Source organism: Streptomyces sp. NPDC046716 (genome assembly GCF_040645755.1).
GTDB lineage: Bacteria > Actinomycetota > Actinomycetes > Streptomycetales > Streptomycetaceae > Streptomyces.
This window is the reverse complement of record NZ_JBEYYU010000044.1, coordinates 40886-63697: the sequence shown is the minus strand read 5'-3', so window position 1 is coordinate 63697 and position 22812 is coordinate 40886. Positions and strand designations below refer to the sequence as shown.

At 71.6% G+C, this 22812-nt stretch carries 20 protein-coding genes; 13 read left to right on the top strand and 7 right to left on the bottom strand.

Going from position 1 to position 22812, the window contains the following annotated elements; genetic code table 11:
* The first annotated feature begins 2 nt into the window (after positions 1–2).
* The 3 genes from ABZ930_RS28640 (at position 3) to ABZ930_RS28630 (ending at position 3721) form a co-directional block, all read left to right on the top strand.
* Positions 3–1286, top strand: coding sequence for a M14 family metallocarboxypeptidase (locus ABZ930_RS28640; RefSeq protein WP_361553707.1), 1284 nt, complete (start codon positions 3–5; stop codon positions 1284–1286).
* Between the two features lie 127 nt (positions 1287–1413).
* Positions 1414–3042, top strand: coding sequence for a BCCT family transporter (locus ABZ930_RS28635; RefSeq protein ID WP_361553754.1), 1629 nt, complete (start codon positions 1414–1416; stop codon positions 3040–3042).
* Positions 3043–3076: 34 nt separating this feature from the next.
* Positions 3077–3721: an HAD family hydrolase gene (locus ABZ930_RS28630; protein WP_361553704.1), complete on the top strand. Its 645-nt coding sequence runs from the start codon at positions 3077–3079 to the stop codon at positions 3719–3721.
* 33 nt (positions 3722–3754) lie between these two features.
* Here the strand turns inward: ABZ930_RS28630 and ABZ930_RS28625 are convergent, their stop codons facing one another.
* Complete coding sequence (locus ABZ930_RS28625) at positions 3755–4642, bottom strand: FAD-dependent oxidoreductase (protein WP_361553751.1); 888 nt, start codon at positions 4640–4642, stop codon at positions 3755–3757.
* Between the two features lie 120 nt (positions 4643–4762).
* On the opposite strand from ABZ930_RS28625, the gene ABZ930_RS28620 reads away from it, so the two are divergent.
* Positions 4763–5800, top strand: coding sequence for an oxidoreductase (locus tag ABZ930_RS28620; RefSeq protein WP_361553701.1), 1038 nt, complete (start codon positions 4763–4765; stop codon positions 5798–5800).
* Positions 5801–5950: 150 nt separating this feature from the next.
* The gene (locus ABZ930_RS28615) at positions 5951–7588 is read left to right on the top strand and encodes an ABC-F family ATP-binding cassette domain-containing protein (RefSeq protein WP_361553698.1); all 1638 of its coding nucleotides are present in this window, start codon (positions 5951–5953) and stop codon (positions 7586–7588) included.
* 64 nt (positions 7589–7652) lie between these two features.
* Here ABZ930_RS28615 and ABZ930_RS28610 read toward each other — a convergent pair whose 3' ends face one another.
* From ABZ930_RS28610 to ABZ930_RS28600, 3 genes are all read right to left on the bottom strand, one after another.
* On the bottom strand, positions 7653–10007 hold the full coding sequence (locus ABZ930_RS28610; protein WP_361553695.1) for a Tex family protein: 2355 nt from the start codon (positions 10005–10007) through the stop codon (positions 7653–7655).
* A 91-nt stretch (positions 10008–10098) separates the two neighbouring features.
* Entirely contained in the window at positions 10099–10974 is an 876-nt protein-coding gene (locus ABZ930_RS28605; protein WP_361553692.1) for a hypothetical protein, read from the bottom strand.
* A gap of 55 nt (positions 10975–11029) precedes the next feature.
* Complete coding sequence (locus tag ABZ930_RS28600; protein WP_361553689.1) at positions 11030–11785, bottom strand: enoyl-CoA hydratase/isomerase family protein; 756 nt, start codon at positions 11783–11785, stop codon at positions 11030–11032.
* A gap of 221 nt (positions 11786–12006) precedes the next feature.
* On the opposite strand from ABZ930_RS28600, the gene ABZ930_RS28595 reads away from it, so the two are divergent.
* A complete protein-coding gene (locus tag ABZ930_RS28595) occupies positions 12007–12480 on the top strand; it encodes an ATP-binding protein (RefSeq protein WP_361553749.1) in 474 nt (157 codons plus the stop codon).
* 3 nt (positions 12481–12483) lie between these two features.
* Here ABZ930_RS28595 and idi read toward each other — a convergent pair whose 3' ends face one another.
* From idi to galE, 3 genes are all read right to left on the bottom strand, one after another.
* The gene (idi, locus tag ABZ930_RS28590; protein WP_361553686.1) at positions 12484–13077 is read right to left on the bottom strand and encodes an isopentenyl-diphosphate Delta-isomerase; all 594 of its coding nucleotides are present in this window, start codon (positions 13075–13077) and stop codon (positions 12484–12486) included.
* A gap of 115 nt (positions 13078–13192) precedes the next feature.
* Positions 13193–14122 carry a cation diffusion facilitator family transporter gene (locus ABZ930_RS28585; RefSeq protein WP_361553683.1) on the bottom strand — a complete coding sequence of 310 codons (930 nt, stop codon included), beginning with the start codon at positions 14120–14122 and terminating at the stop codon, positions 13193–13195.
* 169 nt (positions 14123–14291) lie between these two features.
* The gene (galE, locus tag ABZ930_RS28580) at positions 14292–15284 is read right to left on the bottom strand and encodes a UDP-glucose 4-epimerase GalE (RefSeq protein WP_361553680.1); all 993 of its coding nucleotides are present in this window, start codon (positions 15282–15284) and stop codon (positions 14292–14294) included.
* Between the two features lie 276 nt (positions 15285–15560).
* On the opposite strand from galE, the gene ABZ930_RS28575 reads away from it, so the two are divergent.
* From ABZ930_RS28575 to ABZ930_RS28545, 7 genes are all read left to right on the top strand, one after another.
* A complete protein-coding gene (locus tag ABZ930_RS28575; RefSeq protein WP_361553746.1) occupies positions 15561–17318 on the top strand; it encodes a DUF5941 domain-containing protein in 1758 nt (585 codons plus the stop codon).
* Positions 17315–18067 carry a phosphocholine cytidylyltransferase family protein gene (locus tag ABZ930_RS28570; protein WP_361553677.1) on the top strand — a complete coding sequence of 251 codons (753 nt, stop codon included), beginning with the start codon at positions 17315–17317 and terminating at the stop codon, positions 18065–18067. The genes ABZ930_RS28575 and ABZ930_RS28570 overlap by 4 nt, the downstream gene beginning before the upstream one ends.
* Positions 18055–19122 carry an iron-containing alcohol dehydrogenase family protein gene (locus ABZ930_RS28565; RefSeq protein ID WP_361553674.1) on the top strand — a complete coding sequence of 356 codons (1068 nt, stop codon included), beginning with the start codon at positions 18055–18057 and terminating at the stop codon, positions 19120–19122. The genes ABZ930_RS28570 and ABZ930_RS28565 overlap by 13 nt, the downstream gene beginning before the upstream one ends.
* Positions 19100–19879: a CDP-alcohol phosphatidyltransferase family protein gene (locus ABZ930_RS28560; RefSeq protein ID WP_361553671.1), complete on the top strand. Its 780-nt coding sequence runs from the start codon at positions 19100–19102 to the stop codon at positions 19877–19879. The genes ABZ930_RS28565 and ABZ930_RS28560 overlap by 23 nt, the downstream gene beginning before the upstream one ends.
* Positions 19880–19923: 44 nt before the next feature.
* Entirely contained in the window at positions 19924–20769 is an 846-nt protein-coding gene (locus ABZ930_RS28555) for a glycosyltransferase family 2 protein (RefSeq protein WP_361553744.1), read from the top strand.
* Positions 20770–20864: 95 nt separating this feature from the next.
* Positions 20865–21812 carry an ABC transporter permease gene (locus ABZ930_RS28550; RefSeq protein WP_361553669.1) on the top strand — a complete coding sequence of 316 codons (948 nt, stop codon included), beginning with the start codon at positions 20865–20867 and terminating at the stop codon, positions 21810–21812.
* The gene (locus tag ABZ930_RS28545) at positions 21805–22590 is read left to right on the top strand and encodes an ABC transporter ATP-binding protein (RefSeq protein WP_361553667.1); all 786 of its coding nucleotides are present in this window, start codon (positions 21805–21807) and stop codon (positions 22588–22590) included. Before ABZ930_RS28550 ends, ABZ930_RS28545 begins: the two co-directional genes overlap by 8 nt.
* Positions 22591–22812 lie beyond the last annotated feature (222 nt).

The window sequence follows — 22812 nt, the reverse complement described above, 5'->3', positions numbered from 1 at the left end:
CGATGAACGCCCGCCGTCGTGCCGCCGCCGTCGCCCTCGCCACCGCGGCCCTCGCCGCGCCCCTGGTGACGGTGGTCCCGGCCCGCGCCACCGCCACGCTGCCCCGCACCGGCTTCGAGCGGACGCACGGCGCCCGCTGGACGAGTCAGCCCGAGGAACAGCGGCTGCTCACCGCCGTGGACCGCGCCTCCGACCGCGTCTCCGTCTCCCGCATCGGCACCACCGAACAGGGCCGCCCGCTCCAACTGGTCCGCATCGGCGCCCGGCACACCGCCACCACCGTGCTCCTCGTCTGCAGCCAGCACGGCGACGAACCCGCCGGGCGCGAGGCCTGCCTCACCACCGTCCGCGACCTCGCCCGGGCCACGGACCCGGCGACGACACGCCTCCTGTCCCGCACGACCCTGCTCGTCGTGCCCACCGCCAACCCCGACGGGCGCGCCGCCGACACCCGCGGCAACGCCGACGGCATCGACGTCAACCGCGACCACCTCGCCCTCGAGACGGCGGAGGCGCGCGCCATGGCGGCCGTCGTCCGCGACCGGCGGCCCGACGTCATCTACGACCTGCACGAGTACAGCGCCACCCCGAAGTACTACGACAAGGACCTCTTCGACCTCTGGCCGCGCAACCTCAACACCGCGCCCGCCGTGCACGACGCGGCCGAGACCCTGTCCGAGCGCCACGTCCGCCCGGCCGCCGGCGCCGCCGGGTACTCCACGGGCACGTACGGCATCTGGACCGACCCGGTCACCGGCGACCCGGTCAAGCAGACCGCGGGCGACGGCCAGGAACGCATCCTGCGCAACATGTCCGGGATCAAGCACGCCCTCGGCCTGCTCATCGAGAGCCGAGTCGACCCCGGCACCCCGGCGGAGGAGGCCGACGCGGCCCTGAACAACCGGCGCCGCCGCGACTCCCAACTCGCCGCGCTGAAGGGACTCTTCGGCTTCGCCGAGCGGCACGGCGACCGGATCGCGGCCGCGACGGCGGCCGCGCGCTCCGCCGGCCTGAGCGACACCGGTCCGGTCTACGTCGGCGGCGCCGACAACGACCCCGCGCAGCCCGCCGAGACCATCCAGGACCCGCCCTGCGGCTACCGCCTCACCCCGGGCCAATACGCCGAGTACGGAGACGAGTTGGCGCTGCACGGGATCCACGTACGGACGTCGGACGCCGGGGCCCACGTCCCGCTGCGGCAGTCCGCGCGGGCGCTCGTGGTGCTGCTCCTGGACGCCCGCGCGCCGTACCACCTGACGGAAGGACGGCCCGACACCACCTGTTGAACGGGTCGGAGGGGGCGTTCGGTGTGGTAGGTCCTGAAGGGTGACAAACCCTCAGCAACCACCCACCGGCGCACCCGGCCCCGACCAGGACGCGTCCGGCGGTCGGAGCCCCGCCACCGACCGGATCGTGTTCGGTGTGACGGCCGTGCTCACCCTGGCCTTCGTGGTCTGGGGCTCGGTCGCCACCGACAGCCTCGAAAGCGTCTCCACGCGCGCTCTGAACGGCCTTATCCACAACGGCGGTTGGGCGTTCATGCTCGCCGCCTCCGCCTTCGTGGTCTTCGCGCTCTGGCTCGCCGTCAGCCGCTACGGGAAGATCACCCTCGGCAAGGAGGGCGAGGAGCCCGAGTTCCGCACGGTCTCCTGGGTGGCCATGATGTTCAGCGCGGGCATGGGCATCGGCCTCATGTTCTACGGAGTGAGCGAACCCCTCGCGCACTTCACGACGCCGCCCCCGGGCACCGACCCGGCGGACGCCGCCGATGCCATGGAGACCGCCATGGCGACCACCCTCTTCCACTGGACGCTGCACCCCTGGGCGATCTACGCGGTGGTCGGCCTCGCCATCGCCTACTCCACCTTCCGCAGACGCCGCCGTCAGACCATCTCCTCCGTCTTCGTGCCGCTCATCGGCGAGGAGCGCGCCCACGGCGCCTGGGGCCGGGTCATCGACATCATCGCGATCTTCGCGACGCTGTTCGGCTCCGCCGCCTCCCTCGGGCTCGGCGCGCTGCAGATCGGCTCCGGCTTCGAGGTCCTGAACTGGATGGACAGGGCGAGCACCGGCCTCCTCGTGACGATCATCGCGGTGCTGACGGTCGCGTTCGTCGCGTCCGCCGTCTCGGGTGTCGAGAAGGGCATCCAGTGGCTGTCGAACACCAACATGGTGCTCGCGCTGATCCTCGCCGTCTTCGTCTTCGTCGCGGGCCCCACCATCATCGTGCTGGACCTGCTCCCCACCTCGCTCGGCGCCTACCTCGGCGAACTGCCCCAGCTCATCGGCCGCACCGAGGCGTCCAGCGGCAAGGGCGTCGCCGACTGGCTCGGCAGCTGGACGGTCTTCTACTGGGCCTGGTGGATCTCCTGGACGCCCTTCGTCGGCATGTTCATCGCGCGCATCAGCCGCGGCCGCACCATCCGCCAGTTCGTCGGCGGCGTCATCCTGGTCCCGTCCACGGTCAGCCTGGTCTGGTTCGCGATCTTCGGCGGTACGGCGATGAAGATGCAGGAGCACGGCCAGCTGGGCGGTGCGGACACCCCGGAGGCCCAGCTCTTCGGAGTGCTGCACGAGTTCCCGATCGCCACGGCGTCCAGCATCCTGGTGATGATCCTGGTGGGCATCTTCTTCGTGTCCGGGGCGGACGCCGCCTCGATCGTCATGGGCACGCTCTCCCAGAAGGGCGCCCTCGAACCCGGCCGGTTCGTCGTCGTCTTCTGGGGCGTGGTGACCGGCGCCGTGGCGGCGGTGATGCTCCTCATCGGCGACGGCTCCGACAACGCGCTCACCGGTCTGCAGAACCTCACGATCCTCGTCGCGGCCCCCTTCACCCTGGTCATGATCGGCATGTGTGTCGCCCTCATGCGCGACCTGCGCCAGGACCCGCTCATCGTGCGCGGCGACATGGGCCTCGAGGTCGTCGAGGCGGCGGTCGTCGCCGGCCACGAGAAGTACGGCGGCGACTTCGAGATCCGCATCGGCCCGGGCGACGGCCCGGAGACCGCGGGCGACCCCATCGGGGACCACGGAAAGCAGTAGGACCTCCGGGCGGGGGCGTGCTCTACTCCGGGGCATGCCCCTGCTGTTCGTGGACCTCGACAACACGCTGATCGACCGGGACGCCGCGTTCCGCTCCGCGATGGCGGCCTTCCTCGCCGAACACGGCCTGCCGGACGATGAGTTGGCGTGGATCATGTCGATCGACGGCGATGGGTACACGACGCGCTCGATTGTCGCCCGGGCCATGACGCACCGTTATCGGAACGACGTCCCGCCCGCCGCCGTCCAGGACGTCCTCGACCGGGGCGCGGCGGACCGTGTCACTCTGGCCGACCCGGTCCGCACCGCACTCGTCGAGGCGGCCCGGGCCGGCTGGTCGGCCCTCGTCGTCACCAACGGCCGCACGCTCCAGCAGACCCGGAAGATCCGCCGCACCGGCCTCGACGCCCTGGTCGACGGCTGGACGGTCTCCGAGACCGTGGGCCACGAGAAACCGTCCCCCGACATCTTCCACGCGGCGGCCGCGGGCCGACCCCTGCGGCAGGCCTGGATCGTGGGGGACGGGATCCACACCGACATCGCGGGCGCGGCCGCCCTCGGGCTGCGGTCGGTCTGGCTGGCGCGCGGCCGCACCTGGCAGGAGCAGGGGTACGCGCCCACGCACGTCATGGAGGACGTGGTGGCCGCGCTGGAACACGTGGTGGACGTCGGCTGGTGAGGCCCGGTGCGGTGAGGTCCGGTGCGGTGAGGCTCAGCCCGCGACCAGCCCCGCCGCCTCCTCCGCACACCCCCACGCGACGGTCACCCCGGCCCCGCCGTGCCCGTAGTTGTGCACCAACAGCCGTCCCGCACCGTCGACTTCACGCTCGATGCGCACCGCGGGGCGCGCCGGACGCAGACCCACCCGGTGCTCGACCACCCGCGCGCCCGCGATCTCCGGGCGCACCGCCGCGCACCGCCGCACGATCCCCTCCGCGACCGCCGGATCCGGGTCGAGGGACCAGTCGTCCTCCTGCGCGGTGCCGCCGAGGAGCAGCCGCCCGGCCGGCTGCGGGAAGAAGTACGTCGTGGCGTCCGACGCCTCGTCGGCGGCGGTGAACCACGTACGGACGCCGGGGTTCTCCACGACCACCAACTGCCCGCGCACCGGCCGCAGCGACACGTCGGGCACCAGCTCCCGCGCCCCGAGCCCCGTGCAGTTCACGACCACCCCGGCCACCGCCGTGGCCTCGTCCAGCGAGCGCACCTCGCGCCGCTCCACCTCGACGCCCGACGCCGCCAACTCGCCCCGCAGCCACGCCAGATGGACCGGCATGTCGATCAGCGGAAGGCGCGCCGCGAGCCCCTCGCCGGTCTCCCGCAGCCCCGCCACCTCACCGGCCCACGCCCCGAGACCGGCAAGCCGGACACCCTCGTGTACGCCCTCGACCATCCGTACGCCCGTCTCGTCCGGGCGCTCCGCCCAGCCCTCGTAGCGCCGCAGCGACCGCAGCGACCACGGACCGACCCGCTCCACCGGGTCGATCCGGTACGGCCACCACAGCGCGCCCGCGACGGCCGAGGTGGTGCGCTCGGCGGGATCCCGCGACCACACCCGCACCCGCCGCCCGGCCCGCGCCAGCACCAGCGCGGTGGACATCCCTATGACCCCGCCGCCCACCACGATCACGTCACCGTTCACATCACTGTTCACGCCGGGACGGTAGCGGAATGTGTCATGCCGTGCTCAACACGCCCGCCGGGTGGGGATACTCACACCATGTCTGCCGAGTACGCGACCTTCGGCCTGGCCCCGGCGATGCGCGCCGGGGGAGTCCTGTCCAACGGTGACTACCAGGTCCACCGGGACTTCCTGGACTTCATCGTCGACGGTCGCCCGCTGCTGTTCCGGCTCTCCGACCTCGACGCGGTCTCTCCGCTGGCCGCCGACATCCCGCCCGCCATCTTCACCGCCCACGTCAGAAGCCTCCTCCTGGAGGCCGACGCACCCCTGTCCGACGGCCGGTACATCATCTACGGCTGCCCCGAGTGCGAGGGGCTGGAGTGCGGAGCCGTCACCGCCGTCATCGAGCGGGCGGACCACGATCAGGACGACTACGTCTGGCGCGACTTCGCCTGGCAGACCGATGAACGGGCCGACCTGGAGCTCAACGGCTACCACGGCATAGGCCCGTTCCGCTTCCGGGGCGAGGAGTACCGCGCCGAACTCGGCCGGCTGCTCGAAAGCCCCGCGGGACCCGCCGCCACCCGTCGGCGGGTCCTGCTCATCGGCGCCCGCGTCGCCGTCCTCGCCAGGCTGGCCGCCGCCCTGCGCACCATCGGCATCGGCGCGGACATCACCCAGGACGCGACCGGAGTGCCCCCGGAGGAGCTGCGCGGCTACGGCGCGGTCGCCTTCGGCCGTGCCGTCGACGAGTCGCGGCGGGCCGCCGTCCGCGCCGAGTTCGACCGCGCCGGTGCCGACATCGCCTACGTCGACGGGCTCGCCCCGATCATCCCGCTGCTCGTCGCGCAGATCGAGAGCGCCCTCGACCGCGGCCCCGCGGACCGGCGCCGGCTCGCCCGGCTCGTCGCCGCCGACGGCGAAGCGGGCCTCGACGTCACCTCGACCTGCCGCGTCCAGCTCACCGCCTACCGCCTCGACCGCCTGCAGCGCACCCACATCCACGACCTCTTCGACGCGGTGCTCGACCCCGGCCGGCACCGAATCTCCCTCGACAGGAAGGCGACGAAGGGGGAATCCTTCCTCGTGGCCCGCACCACCGGCAGCGTGCTGGTGGCCCCGATGGCACGCTGACGCCTTCAGGGGCGCGGGGAACTGCGCGCCCCGCCACGACGCACCCGCACGCGCGGACGGCGCCGTCCCCCGGCAGTCGCTCCAGCGGCCCCGACCTCGCCGCAGGCCACGTCGCACGCCCCGAAGCCCGCGATTAGGATCAACGCCCTGATGACTGCCACCCTCGTAGCCAAGAACCTCGCCGCGGGCCACGGCGACCGCTCCCTGTTCGCCGGACTCGACCTCGTCGTCGCCCCCGGCGACGTGATCGGCCTCGTCGGCGCCAACGGAGCGGGGAAGTCCACCCTGCTCCGCCTCCTCGCCGGGCTCGACACCCCGGAGGAGGGCGAGCTGCTGCTCTCCCCGCCGACCGCGACCGTCGGCCATCTGCCGCAGGAGCCGGAGCGCCGCCCCGGCGAGACGATCCGCCAGTTCCTCGCCCGCCGCACCGGCGTCGCCGAGGCCCAGCGGGTCATGGACGAGGCCACCCAGGGACTGGTCGACGGCACCCCCGGCGCCGACGACGCCTACGCGGTGAGCCTGGAGCGCTGGCTCGGCCTGGGCGGCGCCGACCTCGACGAGCGGGCCGAGGAGGTCGCCGGCCAGCTCGGCCTGCGCGTCGGCCTCGACCAGACGATGACCTCGCTCTCCGGCGGCCAGGCCGCCCGGGCGGGCCTGGCCTCGCTCCTGCTGTCCCGCTACGACGTCTTCCTCCTGGACGAGCCCACCAACGACCTCGACCTGGAGGGCCTGGAGCGCCTGGAGGAGTTCGTCCGCGGCCTGCGCGCCGGCACCGTCGTCGTCAGCCACGACCGCGAGTTCCTCACCCGCACCGTCACCAAGGTCCTCGAACTCGACCTCGCCCAGCAGCAGATCAACCTCTACGGCGGCGGCTACGACGCCTATCTGGAGGAGCGCGACGTCGCCCGCCGCCACGCGCGCGAGGAGTACGACGAGTACGCCGACAAGAGGGCTGCCCTCGAAGGCCGCGCCCAGATGCAGCGGTCCTGGATGGACAAGGGCGTCAAGAACGCCCGGCGCAAGGCGACCGACAACGACAAGATCGGCCGCAAGTTCCGCAGCGAGTCCAGCGAGAAGCAGGCCGCCAAGGCGCGCCAGACGCAGCGCATGATCGAGCGCCTCGACGTCGTCGACGAACCCCGCAAGGAGTGGGAACTGCGCATGGAGATCGCGGCCGCACCGCGGTCCGGCGCGGTGGTCGCCTCCCTGCGCGACGCTCGACTGAGGCGCGGAGACTTCGAGTTCGGGCCGGTCACGCTCCAGATCGACTGGGCGGACCGCGTCGCGATCACCGGCGCCAACGGCTCCGGCAAGTCCACCCTGCTCGCCGCCCTCCTCGGCCGGATCCCGCTCGACGAGGGCCATGCGGCGCTCGGCCCGGGCGTCGTGGTCGGCGAGGTCGACCAGGCCCGCGCGCTGTTCCACGGCCCGGAGGCCCTGCTCGACGCGTTCGGCGCCGCGGTCCCCGACACCGAACCGGCCGAGGTACGCACCCTGCTCGCCAAGTTCGGCCTCAAGGCGGACCACGTGCTGCGCCCGGCGGCGACCCTCTCCCCGGGCGAACGCACCAGGGCGGCGCTCGCCCTGCTCCAGGGCAAGGGCGTCAACCTCCTGGTCCTGGACGAGCCGACGAACCACCTCGACCTGCCGGCGATCGAGCAGCTCGAATCGGCCCTGGAGTCCTACAAGGGCACGCTGCTCCTGGTCACCCACGACCGCAGGATGCTCAACGCGATCACCACGACGCGCCGGCTCGAAATGGACGCGGGCAGGATGAGCGCCCCGTAAGGGGCGCGGGGAACTGCGCGCTCAGCCACAACGAACCCGCAGTTCCCCACCCACCCGACCGGCGCTACGCCAACCCGGCCTTCTTCAACGCGTCGGCCATGGCGGAATTGGCCGGCGCGGCAGCGGGCCGCCCCTTGCCCCCGCCACCGGAACCACCACGCCCACCCTGACGGGACTTCTGCTGCGGCGGCCGACGATCACCGCCGCGCCCCCCGCGCTCCGGGCCGGAGGCCTTCTCGTCGTCGAGCCGCAGGGTCAGCGAAATGCGCTTGCGCGGCACGTCGACGTCCTGCACCTTCACCTTCACGATGTCACCGGGCTTCACGACATCGCGCGGGTCCTTCACGAACGTCCGCGACAGCGCGGACACGTGCGCGAGACCGTCCTGGTGCACGCCGATGTCGATGAACGCCCCGAACGCGGCGACGTTCGTGACGACGCCCTCCAGGATCATCCCCGGCTCCAGGTCGGAGATCTTCTCCACGCCCTCCTTGAAGGTGGCCGTCTTGAAGGCGGGCCGCGGGTCGCGCCCCGGCTTCTCCAGCTCCTTCAGGATGTCCGTCACGGTCGGCAGCCCGAACGTGTCGTCCACGTAGTCGGCCGGCCTGAGCGAGCGCAGCGTCCCGGTGTCGCCCATCAGCGAACCGACCTCACCGCCGGTGGACTTCGCCATCCGCCGCACGACGGGGTACGCCTCCGGGTGCACGGACGACGCGTCCAGCGGGTCGTCGCCGCCCCGGATGCGCAGGAAGCCCGCGCACTGCTCGTACGCCTTCGGGCCGAGCCGGGCCACGTCCTTGAGGCCCTTGCGGTTGCCGAACGGGCCATGGGCGTCGCGGTGCGCCACGATGTTCTCCGCGAGACCGGCGCCGATGCCGGACACGCGCGCGAGGAGCGGCGCGGACGCGGTGTTCACGTCCACCCCCACCCCGTTCACACAGTCCTCGACCACCGCGTCCAGCGAGCGCGAGAGCTTCACCTCGCTCAGGTCGTGCTGGTACTGGCCGACACCGATCGACTTCGGGTCGATCTTCACCAGTTCGGCCAGCGGGTCCTGGAGGCGCCGGGCGATCGACACGGCGCCGCGCAGCGACACGTCCATGTCCGGCAGCTCCTGGGAGGCGAACGCGGACGCCGAGTACACCGACGCGCCCGCCTCGCTCACCATCACCTTGGTGAGCTTCAGCTCCGGGTGCTTGGTGATCAGTTCACCGGCGAGCTTGTCCGTCTCGCGCGACGCCGTGCCGTTGCCGATCGCGATCAGGTCGACCGCGTGCTCCTTGGACAGCTTCGCCAGCTTGGCGACCGCCTCGTCCCAGCGGTTCGCCGGGACGTGCGGGTGGATGACGTCGGTCGCCACGACCTTGCCCGTCGCGTCGACGACCGCGACCTTCACGCCCGTACGGAAACCGGGGTCGAGGCCCAGCGTCGCGCGCGTGCCCGCCGGGGCGGCGAGCAGCAGGTCCCGCAGGTTCGCCGCGAACACCTTGACCGACTCGTCCTCGGCGGCCGTGCGCAGCCGCATCCGCAGGTCGATGCCGAGATGCACGAGGATGCGGGTGCGCCAGGACCAACGGACCGTGTCCTGGAGCCACTTGTCGGCCGGACGCCCCTGGTTCCTGATCCCGAACCGGTCCGCGACGATCGGTTCGTACGAGCTCGGGCCGCCGTCCTCGACCGGCTCCTCGGGCTCCAGGACCAGCTCCAGCACGTCCTCCTTCTCGCCGCGCAGCATCGCCAGGACGCGGTGCGAGGGCAGCTCCTTGAAGGGCTCCGCGAAGTCGAAGTAGTCGGCGAACTTGGCGCCCGCCTCCTCCTTGCCGGACTTGACCTTCGCCGCGAGCCGGCCGCGCACCCACATGCGCTCGCGCAGCTCGCCGATGAGGTCGGCGTCCTCCGAGAAGCGCTCCGCGAGGATCGCGCGGGCGCCGTCGAGCGCGGCCTGCGCGTCCGCGACGCCCTTGTCGGCGTCCACGAACGCGGCCGCGGCGGCCGCCGGATCCACCGACGGGTCGCCGAGCAGGCCGTCCGCCAGCGGCTCCAGGCCCGCCTCGCGCGCGATCTGCGCCTTCGTGCGCCGCTTCGGCTTGAAGGGCAGATAGATGTCCTCCAGCCGCGCCTTGGTGTCCGCGGCGAGGATCCGCGCCTCGAGCTCGTCGGTCAGCTTGCCCTGCTCGCGCACCGAGTCGAGCACGGCGGTGCGCCGCTCCTCCAGCTCGCGCAGATACCGCAGCCGCTCCTCCAGGGTGCGCAGCTGGGCATCGTCCAGCGACTCCGTCGCCTCCTTGCGGTAACGAGCGATGAAGGGCACCGTCGAACCGCCGTCAAGGAGGTCGACGGCAGCCTTCACCTGCCGCTCCCGTACGCCGATTTCCTCGGCAATCCTGCCTTCGATGGACCCAAGAGTGGGTGTCGCCACGATCCCGTACCGCCTAAGTCGAATGAGGTTGCGCGGCAATTGTGGCAGGTGACACCGACAACGGGGGATCAGGGCGCCGACCGGCAGGGACTCAGGCGGCCCTGCCGATGAGGTCCGGCGGGAAGGCGCCGTTGCCGAGCGCGGTGCCGATGAACCCGGTCGCCAGTTCGGTCAGGCGGGCCACCCCGGCGTCGCCGAGGTGCTCGTAGGGGGCCCGGTCCAGCTCGTCGGTGAGCGTCTCGATCCCGGCCCGCAGCCGCGCGCCCTCCTCGGTGAGCGTCAGCTCCTCGTCCCCGGTGAGCAGGCCCCGCGCCCGCAGCCGCTCGGCCGCCGCGTCGTACTCCTCGCGGGTCCAGCCGCGCGTGGCGAGCAGGAACTTGGGGGCCATGCCCTTGCCGGTGGCGACATGGCTGACCAACGCCTCCACCGGGTCGAGACCGGCGCCGAGCAGGGCGGCGAGATGGCCGTCGCCCCGGTGCTCGCGCAGCAGCGTGGCCGCGTGCCAGTACGCCATGTGCGGCTGCTCGGGGACCGGGAGATCGGCGTGCGCGGCGTACAGCGGCCGGGCGTGGCGCGTGCAGGCCTCGGTCGCGCGCAGGGCGAGTTCGGCGGCCTCGGCCATCTCCGCGGAGGCGAGCGCCTCCTCGCCGATCAGCCGGCGCAGCGTCGTGTCGACGGCACGCGCGCGTGCGGCGAGCACGTCCTCGGGCGAGGCGGCCTGCCACACCGCGGGCACGTGCCGCGCCACCAGGTCGTGCTTGAAGTTGTAGAAGGCGGCCGTCACCGTGCCGGCGCCGACGGCCCCCATGGGCGCCGAACGTGCCGCGAAGTAGGCGGCATTGCGGTCCGCGACACCGAGGGCGGCCATTTCCCGGCCCAGATCGGGTGAGAAGTAGTGCGTGGAGTGAAACGGATTGAGCACGTTGTGGCAGCGACGGGCTGTGCGCAGGCGCGGGTCAGGAGTCATGCCCGTACGTTACCGACCGGTCGGTACGGATGGCGATACCGGGGAGCCGCCCGGCTCAGGATGTCGCGGTCCAGCTGAAGCGTGCCGCCCGGCGCTCCAGGAACGCGGCGACGCCCTCCGCGGTGTCGCCGCTGCCGCGTGCCTGCTCCGCCCAGTGGGCGTCCCGGTCGGTGCGGCCCGCCGCGAACTCCTTGGCGGCCGCCTGCGTCAGTTGCGAGCGGCCCACGAGGACGCGCGTGAAATCGGCCACCCGCGCATCGAGCTCCGCCTCGGCCAGCACCTCGTCGACCAGGCCGGTGCGCAGCGCCCGCTCGGTCCCGATCAACTCGCCGGAGAACAGCAGATACTTGGCGGTGGCCGGGCCCACCAGCGACGCGAGCCGCCGGGTCGAGGACGCCGGATAGACGATCCCGAGCTTCGCCGGAGTCACCCCGAACAGCGTGTTCTCGGCCGAGAACCGCAGGTCGCAGGCGGCCGCCAGCTGGCAGCCGCCGCCCACGCAGAAGCCGCGGACCGCCGCCAGGGTCGGCTTCGGGAAGGCGGCCAGGGCCTCCTCGGCGGCGACGGCCAGTTCCTGCGCGGCGCCCGCGTCCCCGCCGAGCGTGGAGATGTCCGCCCCGGCGCAGAAGGTGTCCCCGGCGCCGGTCAGGACGAGCACGCGGACGGCCGGGTCCGCCGCCAGGCCGTCGAGCAGCGGCGGCAGCGCGGCCCACATGGTGTCGGTCATGGCGTTGCGCCGGGCCGGGTGGTCGATGACGACGGTGGCGACCGCGTCGGTCACCGTGTGCGTGAGGGACGGTGCAGGGGACATGTGGCGGATGCTATCCAGCCCGCCCTCTCGTACTTCAAACTGAAGAGCCCTCGAAAGTGGAACAACCGGGACAGGATCGGTCAGACATCCGCCGCTGTCATGCGGCGACGGTCAAATTCCACCGATAGTCGCTGACTTCTGGTCAGTCCGGCGGTCCGGACCAGCGGATTCTCAACACTCAGAGCGTGGTGACAATCGAGCGCAAGGGCGGGGACCGGACGATGAACGACCACGGGAGCGCGCCCCCCGAGCAAGCCGCGGGCGGGCCGTTGCCGTACGAGGGGGTGTGGCGGTTCACGGCGCAGGCGGTCGACGCGTCGGTCCCGCAGGCCCGGCGGGCGGTGCGCGAACTGCTCGCCCGGCAGGGCGTGCCCGCGCCGGACGACCTGGTGCACGGGCTGCTCGTGATCGTCTCCGAGCTGGTGACCAACGCGGTCAAGCACGCCGCCCTGCTCTCCCCGATGCTGGCCGTCGAGGTCGCCGTCGGCGCGGAGTGGGTGCGGGTCTCCGTGGAGGACGACCACCCCTACCGCCCCACGGCCCTCGAGGCCACCAGCGGGCAGACCGGTGGCCGCGGGCTGCTCCTCGTACGGGAGATCACCGCGGAGGCGGGCGGCGTCTGCGACGTCGAGCACACCGCGAGCGGGGGCAAGGTGATCTGGGCCGCCCTGCCCCTCAAACCGGCGCAGGCCTGAGCCTCACCAGCCCGCGGCGGGCCCCGTCAGCTCCTTGACCGCCGGGCGGGCGGCGTCGAGCACGGTCATGAACCACGACGAGAACGGATCCTCGGCGTGTCGCTCGGCCAGCTCGCCCGCGGTCACGAAAGCGGTCTGCCCGACCTCCTCCGGATCCGGGTTCAGCGGGGCCTGCACCATTCCCACGAAAAGGTGATTGAACTCCTGCTCCACCAGGCCCGAATCGGGGTCCGGGTGGTTGTAGCGCACGGTGCCGGCCTCGGCCATCAGCGACGGCGAGACACCCAGCTCCTCGAAGGTGCGCCGGGCGGCCGCCGCGAACGGCGCCTCGCCCGGGTACGGGTGGCCGCAGCAGGTGTTCGACCACACGCCGGGGGAGTGGTACTTGCCGAGCGCACGCTGCTGGAGCAGCAGGCGCCCCTGCTCGTCGAAGAGAAAGACCGAGAAGGCTCTGTGGAGCTGTCCCGGCGCCTGGTGCGCGGCGAGCTTCTCCGCGGTGCCGATCGTCCTGCCGTCCTCGTCGACGAGTTCGAGCAAGATCGCTTCTCCGGTGCCGTTCGACGCGTTGTTCGCCGCGGTGGCAGGTGTGGTCGGCATACCCATCCTTCGCTTCGGTCCTCTGCCCCCAAGTCTGCCGTACGCGACGCACCGTCACGCTCCGCGCCGCGTCCCGCATGTCTCGCGCGTCGGACGTCTGTGCGGCCCGGCGTGATCAATGACACAGCCTCGCCTCGTGCTGCGCGTGACCGCCGGGCTCCAGCTGGAACGTGCAGTGCTCGACGTCGAAATGGCCGCCCAGGCAGTCCTGGAGGGCGTGCAGCATCTTCTCGTTCCCGAGGCTGCCGAGCGCCTCCGAGGAGACGACCACGTGCGCCGAGAGCACCGGCAGGCCCGAGGTGATGGTCCAGGCGTGCAGATCGTGGACGTCCTCCACCCCGGGCAGGTCCAGGATGTGCTCCCTGACCCGGGCCATGTCGACGCCCTTGGGCGCGGACTCCAGCAGGACGTCCAGGGTCTCCCGCAGCAGCTTCACTGTACGCGGGACGATCATGAGGCCGATGACCAGCGACGCGATCGGGTCGGCGGCCTGCCAGCCCGTGGTGAGGATGACCGTCGCGGAGACGAGCACCGCGACGGACCCGAGGGCGTCCGCGGCGACCTCCAGGAAGGCGCCCCGCACGTTCAGGCTCTCCTGCTGGCCCTTCACCAGCAGGGAGAGCGAGATCATGTTCGCGACCAGGCCGATCAGGGCGTAGACGATCGTCGTACCGCCCGCGGTCTCGGCCGGCTCCATGAAGCGCTGAACCGCCTCGTACAGGACGTAGCCGCCCACCCCCAGAAGCAGCAGGCAGTTGGCGAGCGCGGCCAGGATCTCGGCGCGGGCGTACCCGAACGTGCGCTGCTCGCCTGCGGGGCGGTTCGCGAAGTGGATCGCCAGCAGGGCCATCGCGAGCCCCAGCGCGTCCGTCGCCATGTGGGCCGCGTCCGCGATCAGGGCGAGCGAGTCGGCCACCAGGCCACCGACGATCTCCACCACCATCACGGTCACCGTGATGCCGAGTGCGACCCGCAACCGCCCCCGGTGGGCGGAGGCGGCCGTCCCCGCCGGTGCCCCGTGGCTGTGATCGTGTCCGGCGCCCATGGAACCGCACCACCCTCCGCATCGGCTCGCCGCGCCGCCCCGAGCCGGGGCGGCGATCACAGTGAACTACGGGTGGGGGGTATCCGCAAACAGTGCACTGAACACCGTTGTCATCTGCTGTGACCTGCGCAGATGCGGTTTCGGTGAGCCTCGCCGAACGGTGGCGCGATCAGTCGGCGCGCGCCTCGGGATGCCGCAGGCACCAGCCGGCCCAGGCCGACGCGACCATCTCGCGCACGCTGTGCGTCGCGGACCAGCCCAGCTCCTTCTCGGCCAGCGCCGACGACCCCACCGCGCGCGGCGCGTCACCGGGCCGGCGCGGCTCGACGAGCGCGGGCCTGGGATCGCCCGTGACCTCGGCGATCACGTCGACCAGTTCGCGTACGGAAACACCCTGGCCGGTGCCGATGTTCAGGGTCAGATCACCGCTCGCGTCCGCCCTGGAGAGCCGGCGCACCGCGGACAGATGTGCCTCGGCGAGGTCGGCGACATGGATGTAGTCACGGACACAGGTGCCGTCCGGCGTCGGGTAGTCGTCGCCGAAGATCCGCGGGGCCTCGCCCCGCGTGAGCCGGTCGAAGACCATCGGGATCACGTTGAACACCCCAATGTCGGCGAGCGCGGGCTCGGCCGCGCCCGCGACGTTGAAGTAGCGCAGACAGGCCGTCGCCATCCCGTGCGCGTGCCCGGCCGCCCGCACCAGCCACTCGCCCGCGAGCTTCGTCTCGCCGTACGGATTCACCGGAGCGCACGGCGTCTCCTCGGTGATCAGGTCCGAGACCGGGATGTCCGGGTTGCCGTAGACGGCGGCCGACGAGGAGAACACGAACCGGCGCACACCCGCCGCGGCGACCGCCTCCAGAAGAGTGGCGAGCCCGCCGACGTTCTCCCGGTAGTACAGCTCCGGCCGCTCGACCGACTCACCGACCTGCTTCTGCGCGGCCAGGTGCACGACACCGGCCACCTCGTGCTCGGCGCACACCCGGCCCACGAGCTCCGCGTCCGTCGCCGAGCCGCGCACCAGCGGGATTTCCTGCGGCAACCGGTCGGGCACCCCCGACGTCACGTTGTCGAGCACGACGACGCGCTCGCCCGCCGCCGCCATCGCCCGTGCGACGTGTGCCCCGATGTATCCGGCTCCGCCGGTGATCAGCCATGTCATGACGCACCACCCTAAGCCGGTCACGCCCCGGCCCGGGTTTGTGGCCCGGGCCCTTGATCGACAATGATGACGGGGCGGTCTCGGCAACGCGGATCGCGTGAGACAGGGGCTAATCGGGCCGTAAACGGGCGGTGAACGTCCGCTTCAGATCATCCGATAGCCTCTGCCGACATGCCGCCCGGCCCAGCCCCGTCGAACAGGGGTGCAAGGGTGCGGGGCGCCCCCTTCGTGCATGAGCCCGGCGCGCTCGCGTCGGCACCCAAGGAGTGAGTTCGTCTGTCGACCGCCATCGTCACCGGTCAGCCGGTTCCCGGGTCGTCCCTGGAGGGCGATCTGCGGGCACTCGGCTTCGACGTGCGGCTCGCCCCGGACGCGGCGGACGCCCGAGCAGCGCTCGCGGCCGTCCCCGGCGACCAGCGGGTCGCGGTCGTCGACGCGGGCTTCGTGGGTCATGCCCACGCCCTGCGCCTCGGCCTCACCGACCCCCGCTTCGCCGCCTCGGCCGTCCCCGGCGCGGTCTCCGCGCAGCCCGCCGCCCGACAGGCGCTGAGCCGGGCCGTCGCGGAGAACGGCATCGCGCCCGACGCCGTCGCCAAGAGCCTGGAGGCGGCCGGCACCGCGGTGCACCGCCCCGTCCTCGGTGAGCTCGTCGCCGCCGTGCCGCACGACCCGCAGGCCCGCAACGAAGCACGCCAGCGCGTCGCCGCCGTCGACGACGAGGCGATCCGGCTGCGCACCGCCGTCAAGGCGCGCGACGGGTTCTTCACCACGTACTGCGTCAGCCCGTACTCCCGCTACATCGCGCGCTGGTGCGCACGCCGCGGCCTGACCCCGAACCAGGTCACCACCGCGTCGCTGCTCACCGCGCTGATCGCGGCGGGCTGCGCGGCCACCGGCACCCGCCCCGGCTTCGTCGCCGCGGGCCTGCTGCTGCTCTTCTCCTTCGTCCTGGACTGCACCGACGGGCAGCTCGCCCGCTACTCGCTGCAGTACTCGACCCTCGGCGCCTGGCTGGACGCGACCTTCGACCGCGCCAAGGAGTACGCCTACTACGCGGGCCTCGCGCTCGGCGCGGCCAACGCGACCGGCGACGACGTGTGGGCACTCGCCCTCGGCGCGATGGTCCTCCAGACCTGCCGCCACGTCGTCGACTTCTCCTTCAACGAGGCGAACCACGACGCGGACGCCAACACCAGCCCCACCGCCGCCCTCTCCGACAAGCTCGACAGCGTCGGCTGGACGGTCTGGGTGCGCCGGATGATAGTGCTGCCGATCGGTGAACGCTGGGCGCTCATCGCGCTCTTCACGGCGCTCACCACCCCGCGCATCACCTTCTACGTCCTCCTCGTGGGCTGCGCGCTCGCCGCCTGCTACACCACCGCGGGCCGCGTCCTGCGCTCGCTGACCCGCAAGGCCCGCCGCACCGACCGCGCCGCCGGGGCCCTGGCCGAGCTGGCCGACTCCGGCCCGCTCGCGCAGGCGGTCGCCCGGGTCGGCAAGGGCGCCGCGGCCCCCGTCGTCGCCGCCCTCGGCGGCGCGGCCGTCGTCGCGGTGAGCGCCTTCACCGGCTTCGGCAGCGGCTGGCCCGTCCTCGCCGCGGCCGTGTACTGCGTCACGTCCGGGCTCGCCGTCGCCCGCCCCCTCAAGGGCGCCCTCGACTGGCTCGTCCCCCCGATTTTCCGGGCCTCCGAGTACCTGACGATCCTGGTCCTCGCGGCCCGCGCGGACGTGAACGGAGCGTTGCCCGCGGCTTTCGGTCTGGTGGCGGCGGTCGCCTACCATCACTACGACACGGTGTACCGCATCCGTGGCGACGCCGGAGCACCCCCGCACTGGCTCGTGCGGGCGATCGGCGGGCACGAGGGCCGCACGCTGGTGGTCACAGCGGTGGCCGCCCTGCTCACGCCCACAGATTTCACCGTCGCGCTCACGGCCCTCGCCGTGCTCGTGGCACTCGTGGTGCTCGCCGAGAGCATCCGCTTCTGGGTCTCTGCTGGAGCACCCGCCGTACACGATGAAGGAGAACCCGCATGATCGGCCTCGTCCTGGCCGCCGGCGCCGGCAGCCGGCTCCGCCCCTACACCGAGACGCTTCCCAAGGCGCTCGTGCCCGTCGTGGGCGAGGGAACCGAGAACGAGCTCTCCGTCCTCGACCTCACCCTGAAGAACTTCGCGGAGATCGGCCTCACCGAGGTCGGCATCATCGTCGGCTACCGCAAGGAGGTCGTCTACGAGCGCAAGGCGGCGCTCGAGGCGAAGTACGGCCTGAAGCTGACGCTGATCGAGAACGACGTCGCCGAGAAGTGGAACAACGCCTACTCCCTGTGGTGCGGCCGTGACGCCATCAAGCACACGGTGATCCTCGCCAACGGCGACACCGTGCACCCGGTCTCCGTCGAGAAGACGCTGCTCGCCGCCCGCGGCGACGGCAAGAAGATCATCCTCGCCCTGGACACCGTCAAGGACCTCGGCGACGAGGAGATGAAGGTCGTCGCCGACCCCGAGGCGGGCGTCCAGAAGATCACGAAGCTGATGGACCCCTCCGAGGCCACCGGCGAGTACATCGGCGTCACCCTCATCGAGGGCGAGGCCGCCGACGAGCTGGCCGACGCCCTGAAGGCCACGTACGAGCGCGACCCGCAGCTGTACTACGAGGACGGCTACCAGGAGCTCGTCAACCGCGGCTTCAAGGTCGACGTCGCGCCCATCGGCGACGTCAGCTGGGTCGAGATCGACAACCACGACGACCTCGCCAAGGCACGGGAGATCGCGTGCCAGTACTGACGAGGCTGATTCCCTCGCCGGTCGTCGTCGACATCCGGCCGGGGGCGCTCAACGACCTGGCCACGGTCCTCGCCGACCAGAGGATCTCGTCGTCGCAGGGGTGCCTGGCCATCGCGATCAGCGGTGGCTCGGGCGCCGCCCTGCGGGCCCGTCTCGAGCCCTCGCTGCCCACGGCCGAGTGGTTCGAGGTCGGCGGCGGCACGCTCGACGACGCCGTCAAGCTGGCCGACGACATCAAGAAGGCGGGCCGCTTCGACGCCATCGTCGGTCTCGGCGGCGGCAAGATCATCGACTGCGGCAAGTTCGCCGCGGCCCGGGTCGGTCTGCCGCTGGTCGCCGTCGCGACGAACCTGTCGCACGACGGCCTCTGCTCGCCGGTCGCGACCCTCGACAACGACGCGGGCCGCGGCAGCTACGGCGTGCCGAACCCGATCGCGGTCGTCATCGACCTCGACATCATCCGTGAGGCGCCGGTCCGCTTCGTGCGCTCCGGCATCGGCGACGCCCTGTCCAACATCTCCGCGGTCGCGGACTGGGAGCTCGCCGCCCGCGAGCGCGGCGAGGACATCGACGGCCTGGCCGCCGCCATGGCCCGCCAGGCCGGCGAGGCGGTGCTGCGCCACCCCGGCGGCATCGGTGACGACGGTTTCCTCCAGGTGCTCGCCGAGGGCCTGGTCATGACCGGTATCGCCATGTCGGTGTCGGGCGACTCACGGCCGGCGTCCGGCGCCTGCCACGAGATCAACCACGCCTTCGACCTCCTCTACCCCAAGCGCGCCGCCAGCCACGGCGAGCAGTGCGGTCTGGGAGCGGCCTTCGCGATGCACCTGCGCGGTGCCCACGCGGAGTCCGTCTACATGACCGAGGTGCTGCGCCGGCACGGGCTGCCCGTGCTGCCCGAGGAGATCGGCTTCACCGTGGACGAGTTCGTGAAGGTCGTGGAGTTCGCTCCGCAGACCCGTCCGGGCCGCTACACGATCCTCGAACATCTCGACCTGTCCACCGACCAGATCAGGGACGCCTACGCCGACTATGCAAAAGCCATCGGTAGCTGAGCTCCGCCCGGTCGTCCACCCCGCCGGGGTGAAGGACCGCCGGAGCGGTGAGCACTGGATGGGCCGGCTCTACATGCGCGAGGTCTCGCTGCGTGTCGACCGCCACCTGGTGAACACCAAGGTCACGCCCAACCAGCTGACCTACCTGATGACCGTCTGCGGTGTGCTGGCCGCCCCCGCGCTGCTCGTCCCGGGCATCTGGGGCGCAGTCCTCGGCGTGATCGCCGTCCAGCTGTACCTGCTGCTCGACTGCGTCGACGGCGAGATCGCCCGCTGGCGCAAGCAGTACTCGCTGGCCGGCGTCTGGATGGACCGCGTCGGCGCGTACCTCACCGACGCCGCCGTTCTCGTCGGCTTCGGCCTGCGCGCCGCCGATCTGTGGGGCACCGGCCGGATCGACTGGCTGTGGGCCTTCCTCGGCACGCTCGCCGCGCTCGGCGCCATCATGATCAAGGCCGAGACGGACCTCGTCGGCCTGGCCCGCGCGGCCACCGGCAAGGAGCAGGTCAAGGAGTCCGCGTCCGAGATGCGCTCCTCCGGCATGGCGCTGGCCCGCAGGGCCGCCGCCGCGTTCAAGTTCCACCGGCTCATCCTCGGCATCGAGGCGACGCTGCTCATCCTTGTCCTCGCGATCGTCGACCAGATCCGCGGCGATCTCTTCTTCACGCGCCTGGGTGTGGCCGTCCTGGCGGGCATCGCGCTCCTCCAGACCCTGCTCCACCTCGTGTCGATCCTCGCTTCGAGCAGGCTGAAGTGAGCACCCCGGCACCTACGCCCAAGGTCGGCGCGGTGGTCATCACCATGGGCAACCGCCCGGCCGAGCTGCGCGCGCTCCTCGACTCGGTCGCCAAGCAGGACGGCGACCCCGTCGAGGTGGTCGTGGTCGGCAACGGCTCGCCGGTCCCGGAGGTCCCCGAGGGCGTGCGGACCGTGGAGCTGCCCGAGAACCTGGGCATCCCCGGCGGCCGCAACGTCGGCATCGAGGCGTTCGGCCCCTCCGGCGGCGACGTCGACATCCTGATGTTCCTGGACGACGACGGCCTGCTGCCGCTGACCGACACCGCGCAGAAGTGCCGGGAGGCCTTCGCCGCCGATCCGAAGCTCGGCATCGTCAGCTTCCGGATCGCCGACCCGGACACCGGGGAGACCCAGCGCCGCCACGTCCCGCGGCTGCGCGCGGCCGACCCGATGCGCTCCTCGCGCGTGACGACCTTCCTCGGCGGCGCCAACGCCTGCCGCACCCGGGTCATCGACGAGGTCGGCGCTCTGCCCGGCGAGTTCTTCTACGCCCACGAGGAGACCGACCTCGCCTGGCGGGCCCTCGACGCCGGCTGGCTGATCGACTACCGCGCCGACATGGTGCTGCACCACCCGACGACGGCCCCGTCCCGGCACGCGGTCTACCACCGCATGGTGGCCCGCAACCGGGTCTGGCTCGCCCGTCGCAATCTGCCCGCGCCCCTGATCCCGGTCTACCTGGGCGTCTGGCTGCTCCTCACCCTGGCCCGACGTCCCTCGGGTCCCGCCCTCAAGGCCTGGTTCGGCGGGTTCAAGGAGGGCTGGACCAGCCCCTGCGGCCCGCGGCGCCCCATGAAGTGGCGCACGGTGTGGCGGCTGACCCGACTGGGCCGACCTCCCGTGATCTGACAAGCTCTGTTCTGAGAGCATGCGGGGCGAAACCTGTCCTCTGCTTGTGCCGATGCCCGACCAGGCTGCGCTTTTGTAGACGAAAGTTCCCTTCTGTGAGTGAGACAACGCATGACGGCGGTGTCGCGGTGAGCGCGTCCCCGTCACCCGACGACGGGCTCTCCCCTGCCGAGCTCGCCGCCAAGTACGGTTTGTCCGTCAGCGGTGCCCGCCCCGGTCTGAGCGAGTACGTACGCCAGCTGTGGAGCCGACGGCACTTCATCATCGCCTTCTCGCAGGCGAAGCTGACCGCCCAGTACAGCCAGGCCAAACTGGGCCAGGTCTGGCAGGTGGCGACCCCGCTGCTGAACGCCGCGGTCTACTTCTTCATCTTCGGCCTGCTGCTCGGCGCGAAGCGGGGGATCCCGGAAGACATCTACGTGCCGTTCCTGGTGACGGGCGTCTTCGTCTTCACCTTCACGCAGAGCTCGGTCATGGCCGGAGTCCGCGCGATCTCCGGCAACCTCGGCCTGGTCAGGGCGCTGCACTTCCCCCGGGCCTCGCTGCCGATCTCCTTCGCGCTCCAGCAGCTCCAGCAGCTGCTGTTCTCCATGATCGTGCTCATCCTGATCATGCTGGGTTTCGGCGTCATGCCGGCCCTGTCGTGGATCCTGGTGCTGCCCGCGCTGGTGCTGCAGTTCGGCTTCAACATGGGCCTCGCCCTGATCTTCGCCAGGATGGGCAGCAAGACGCCCGACCTCGCGCAGCTGATGCCGTTCATCATGCGTACGTGGATGTACGCGTCCGGCGTCATGTTCAGCATCCCGGCGATGCTGGCGGGCAAGGAGAACGTCCCCAGCTGGCTCGACGACGTGCTCCAGTGGAACCCCGCGGCCATCTACATGGACCTGATCCGCTTCGCCTTCATGAGCCACGAGGGATACGACGCGGGCACCTATCTGCCGCCGCACGTGTGGGCCTTCGCCGCCGCGTGGGCCGTCGTGATCGGCCTGGCCGGCTTCATCTACTTCTGGAAGGCAGAGGAGCGGTACGGCCGTGGCTGATCTCGACAAGACCGCCGATGCCCTGGTTCCCACGGTCATCGCGGACGAACTGCACATCGTCTACCGCGTCAACGGCGCCAAGACGGGCAAGGGCAGCGCCACTTCCGCGCTGAGCCGGATACTCAAGCGCGGCGAGGAGCGCGGGGTGCGCAAGGTGCACGCGGTGCGCGGCGTCTCCTTCACCTCCTACCGCGGCGAGGCGATCGGCCTGATCGGCTCGAACGGTTCGGGCAAGTCGACGCTGCTGCGCGCCATCGCGGGCCTGCTCCCCGCCGAGAAGGGCAAGGTCTACACCGACGGCCAGCCCTCGCTGCTCGGCGTGAACGCGGCCCTGATGAACGACCTGACCGGTGAGCGCAACGTCATCCTCGGCGGCCTCGCGATGGGCATGTCGCGCGAGGAGATCAGGGCGCGCTACCAGGACATCGTCGACTTCTCGGGCATCAACGAGAAGGGTGATTTCATCACCCTGCCGATGCGGACGTACTCGTCCGGCATGGCGGCGCGGCTGCGCTTCTCCATCGCGGCCGCCAAGGACCACGACGTCCTCATGATCGACGAGGCCCTGGCCACGGGTGACCGCAAGTTCCAGAAGCGCTCCGAGGCCCGCATCCGCGAGCTGCGCAAGGAGGCCGGCACGGTCTTCCTCGTCAGCCACAACAACAAGTCGATCCGGGACACCTGCGACCGCGTCCTGTGGCTGGAGCGCGGGGAGCTGCGTATGGACGGTCCGACGGCCGAGGTACTCAAGGAGTACGAGAAGTTCACGGGCAAGTAACCCGCGAACCCGCCTCCTGCGTCTTAAGGCCCCACCGGCTCATGGCGGTGGGGCCTTCGATGTGTCCACCCCGGATGCCTGTATTGAGCAGCTAATTCCCGATCATGGTCAAGGGGAGGTCAACTTCCGTGCCTCCAGGGAATCTTGGCGTCAATCGGTGTGTTGTTGTGATGCGCAGAACACCCCGACGTGGCAGCGGTCGTTGTACAACGTAAGCTGTAC

Bases quoted from the DNA above. Each gene is read 5' to 3' on its own strand.
- ABZ930_RS28640 (WP_361553707.1), top strand. From the start codon at position 3: ATGAACGCCCGCCGTCGTGCCGCCGCCGTCGCCCTCGCCACCGCGGCC.
- ABZ930_RS28630 (WP_361553704.1), top strand. From the start codon at position 3,077: ATGCCCCTGCTGTTCGTGGACCTCGACAACACGCTGATCGACCGGGAC.
- ABZ930_RS28625 (WP_361553751.1), bottom strand. From the start codon at position 4,642: ATGTCCACCGCGCTGGTGCTGGCGCGGGCCGGGCGGCGGGTGCGGGTG.
- ABZ930_RS28620 (WP_361553701.1), top strand. From the start codon at position 4,763: ATGTCTGCCGAGTACGCGACCTTCGGCCTGGCCCCGGCGATGCGCGCC.
- ABZ930_RS28615 (WP_361553698.1), top strand. From the start codon at position 5,951: ATGACTGCCACCCTCGTAGCCAAGAACCTCGCCGCGGGCCACGGCGAC.
- ABZ930_RS28605 (WP_361553692.1), bottom strand. From the start codon at position 10,974: ATGACTCCTGACCCGCGCCTGCGCACAGCCCGTCGCTGCCACAACGTG.
- ABZ930_RS28600 (WP_361553689.1), bottom strand. From the start codon at position 11,785: ATGTCCCCTGCACCGTCCCTCACGCACACGGTGACCGACGCGGTCGCC.
- ABZ930_RS28595 (WP_361553749.1), top strand. From the start codon at position 12,007: ATGAACGACCACGGGAGCGCGCCCCCCGAGCAAGCCGCGGGCGGGCCG.
- idi (WP_361553686.1), bottom strand. From the start codon at position 13,077: ATGCCGACCACACCTGCCACCGCGGCGAACAACGCGTCGAACGGCACC.
- ABZ930_RS28585 (WP_361553683.1), bottom strand. From the start codon at position 14,122: ATGGGCGCCGGACACGATCACAGCCACGGGGCACCGGCGGGGACGGCC.
- galE (WP_361553680.1), bottom strand. From the start codon at position 15,284: ATGACATGGCTGATCACCGGCGGAGCCGGATACATCGGGGCACACGTC.
- ABZ930_RS28570 (WP_361553677.1), top strand. From the start codon at position 17,315: ATGATCGGCCTCGTCCTGGCCGCCGGCGCCGGCAGCCGGCTCCGCCCC.
- ABZ930_RS28560 (WP_361553671.1), top strand. From the start codon at position 19,100: ATGCAAAAGCCATCGGTAGCTGAGCTCCGCCCGGTCGTCCACCCCGCC.
- ABZ930_RS28555 (WP_361553744.1), top strand. From the start codon at position 19,924: ATGGGCAACCGCCCGGCCGAGCTGCGCGCGCTCCTCGACTCGGTCGCC.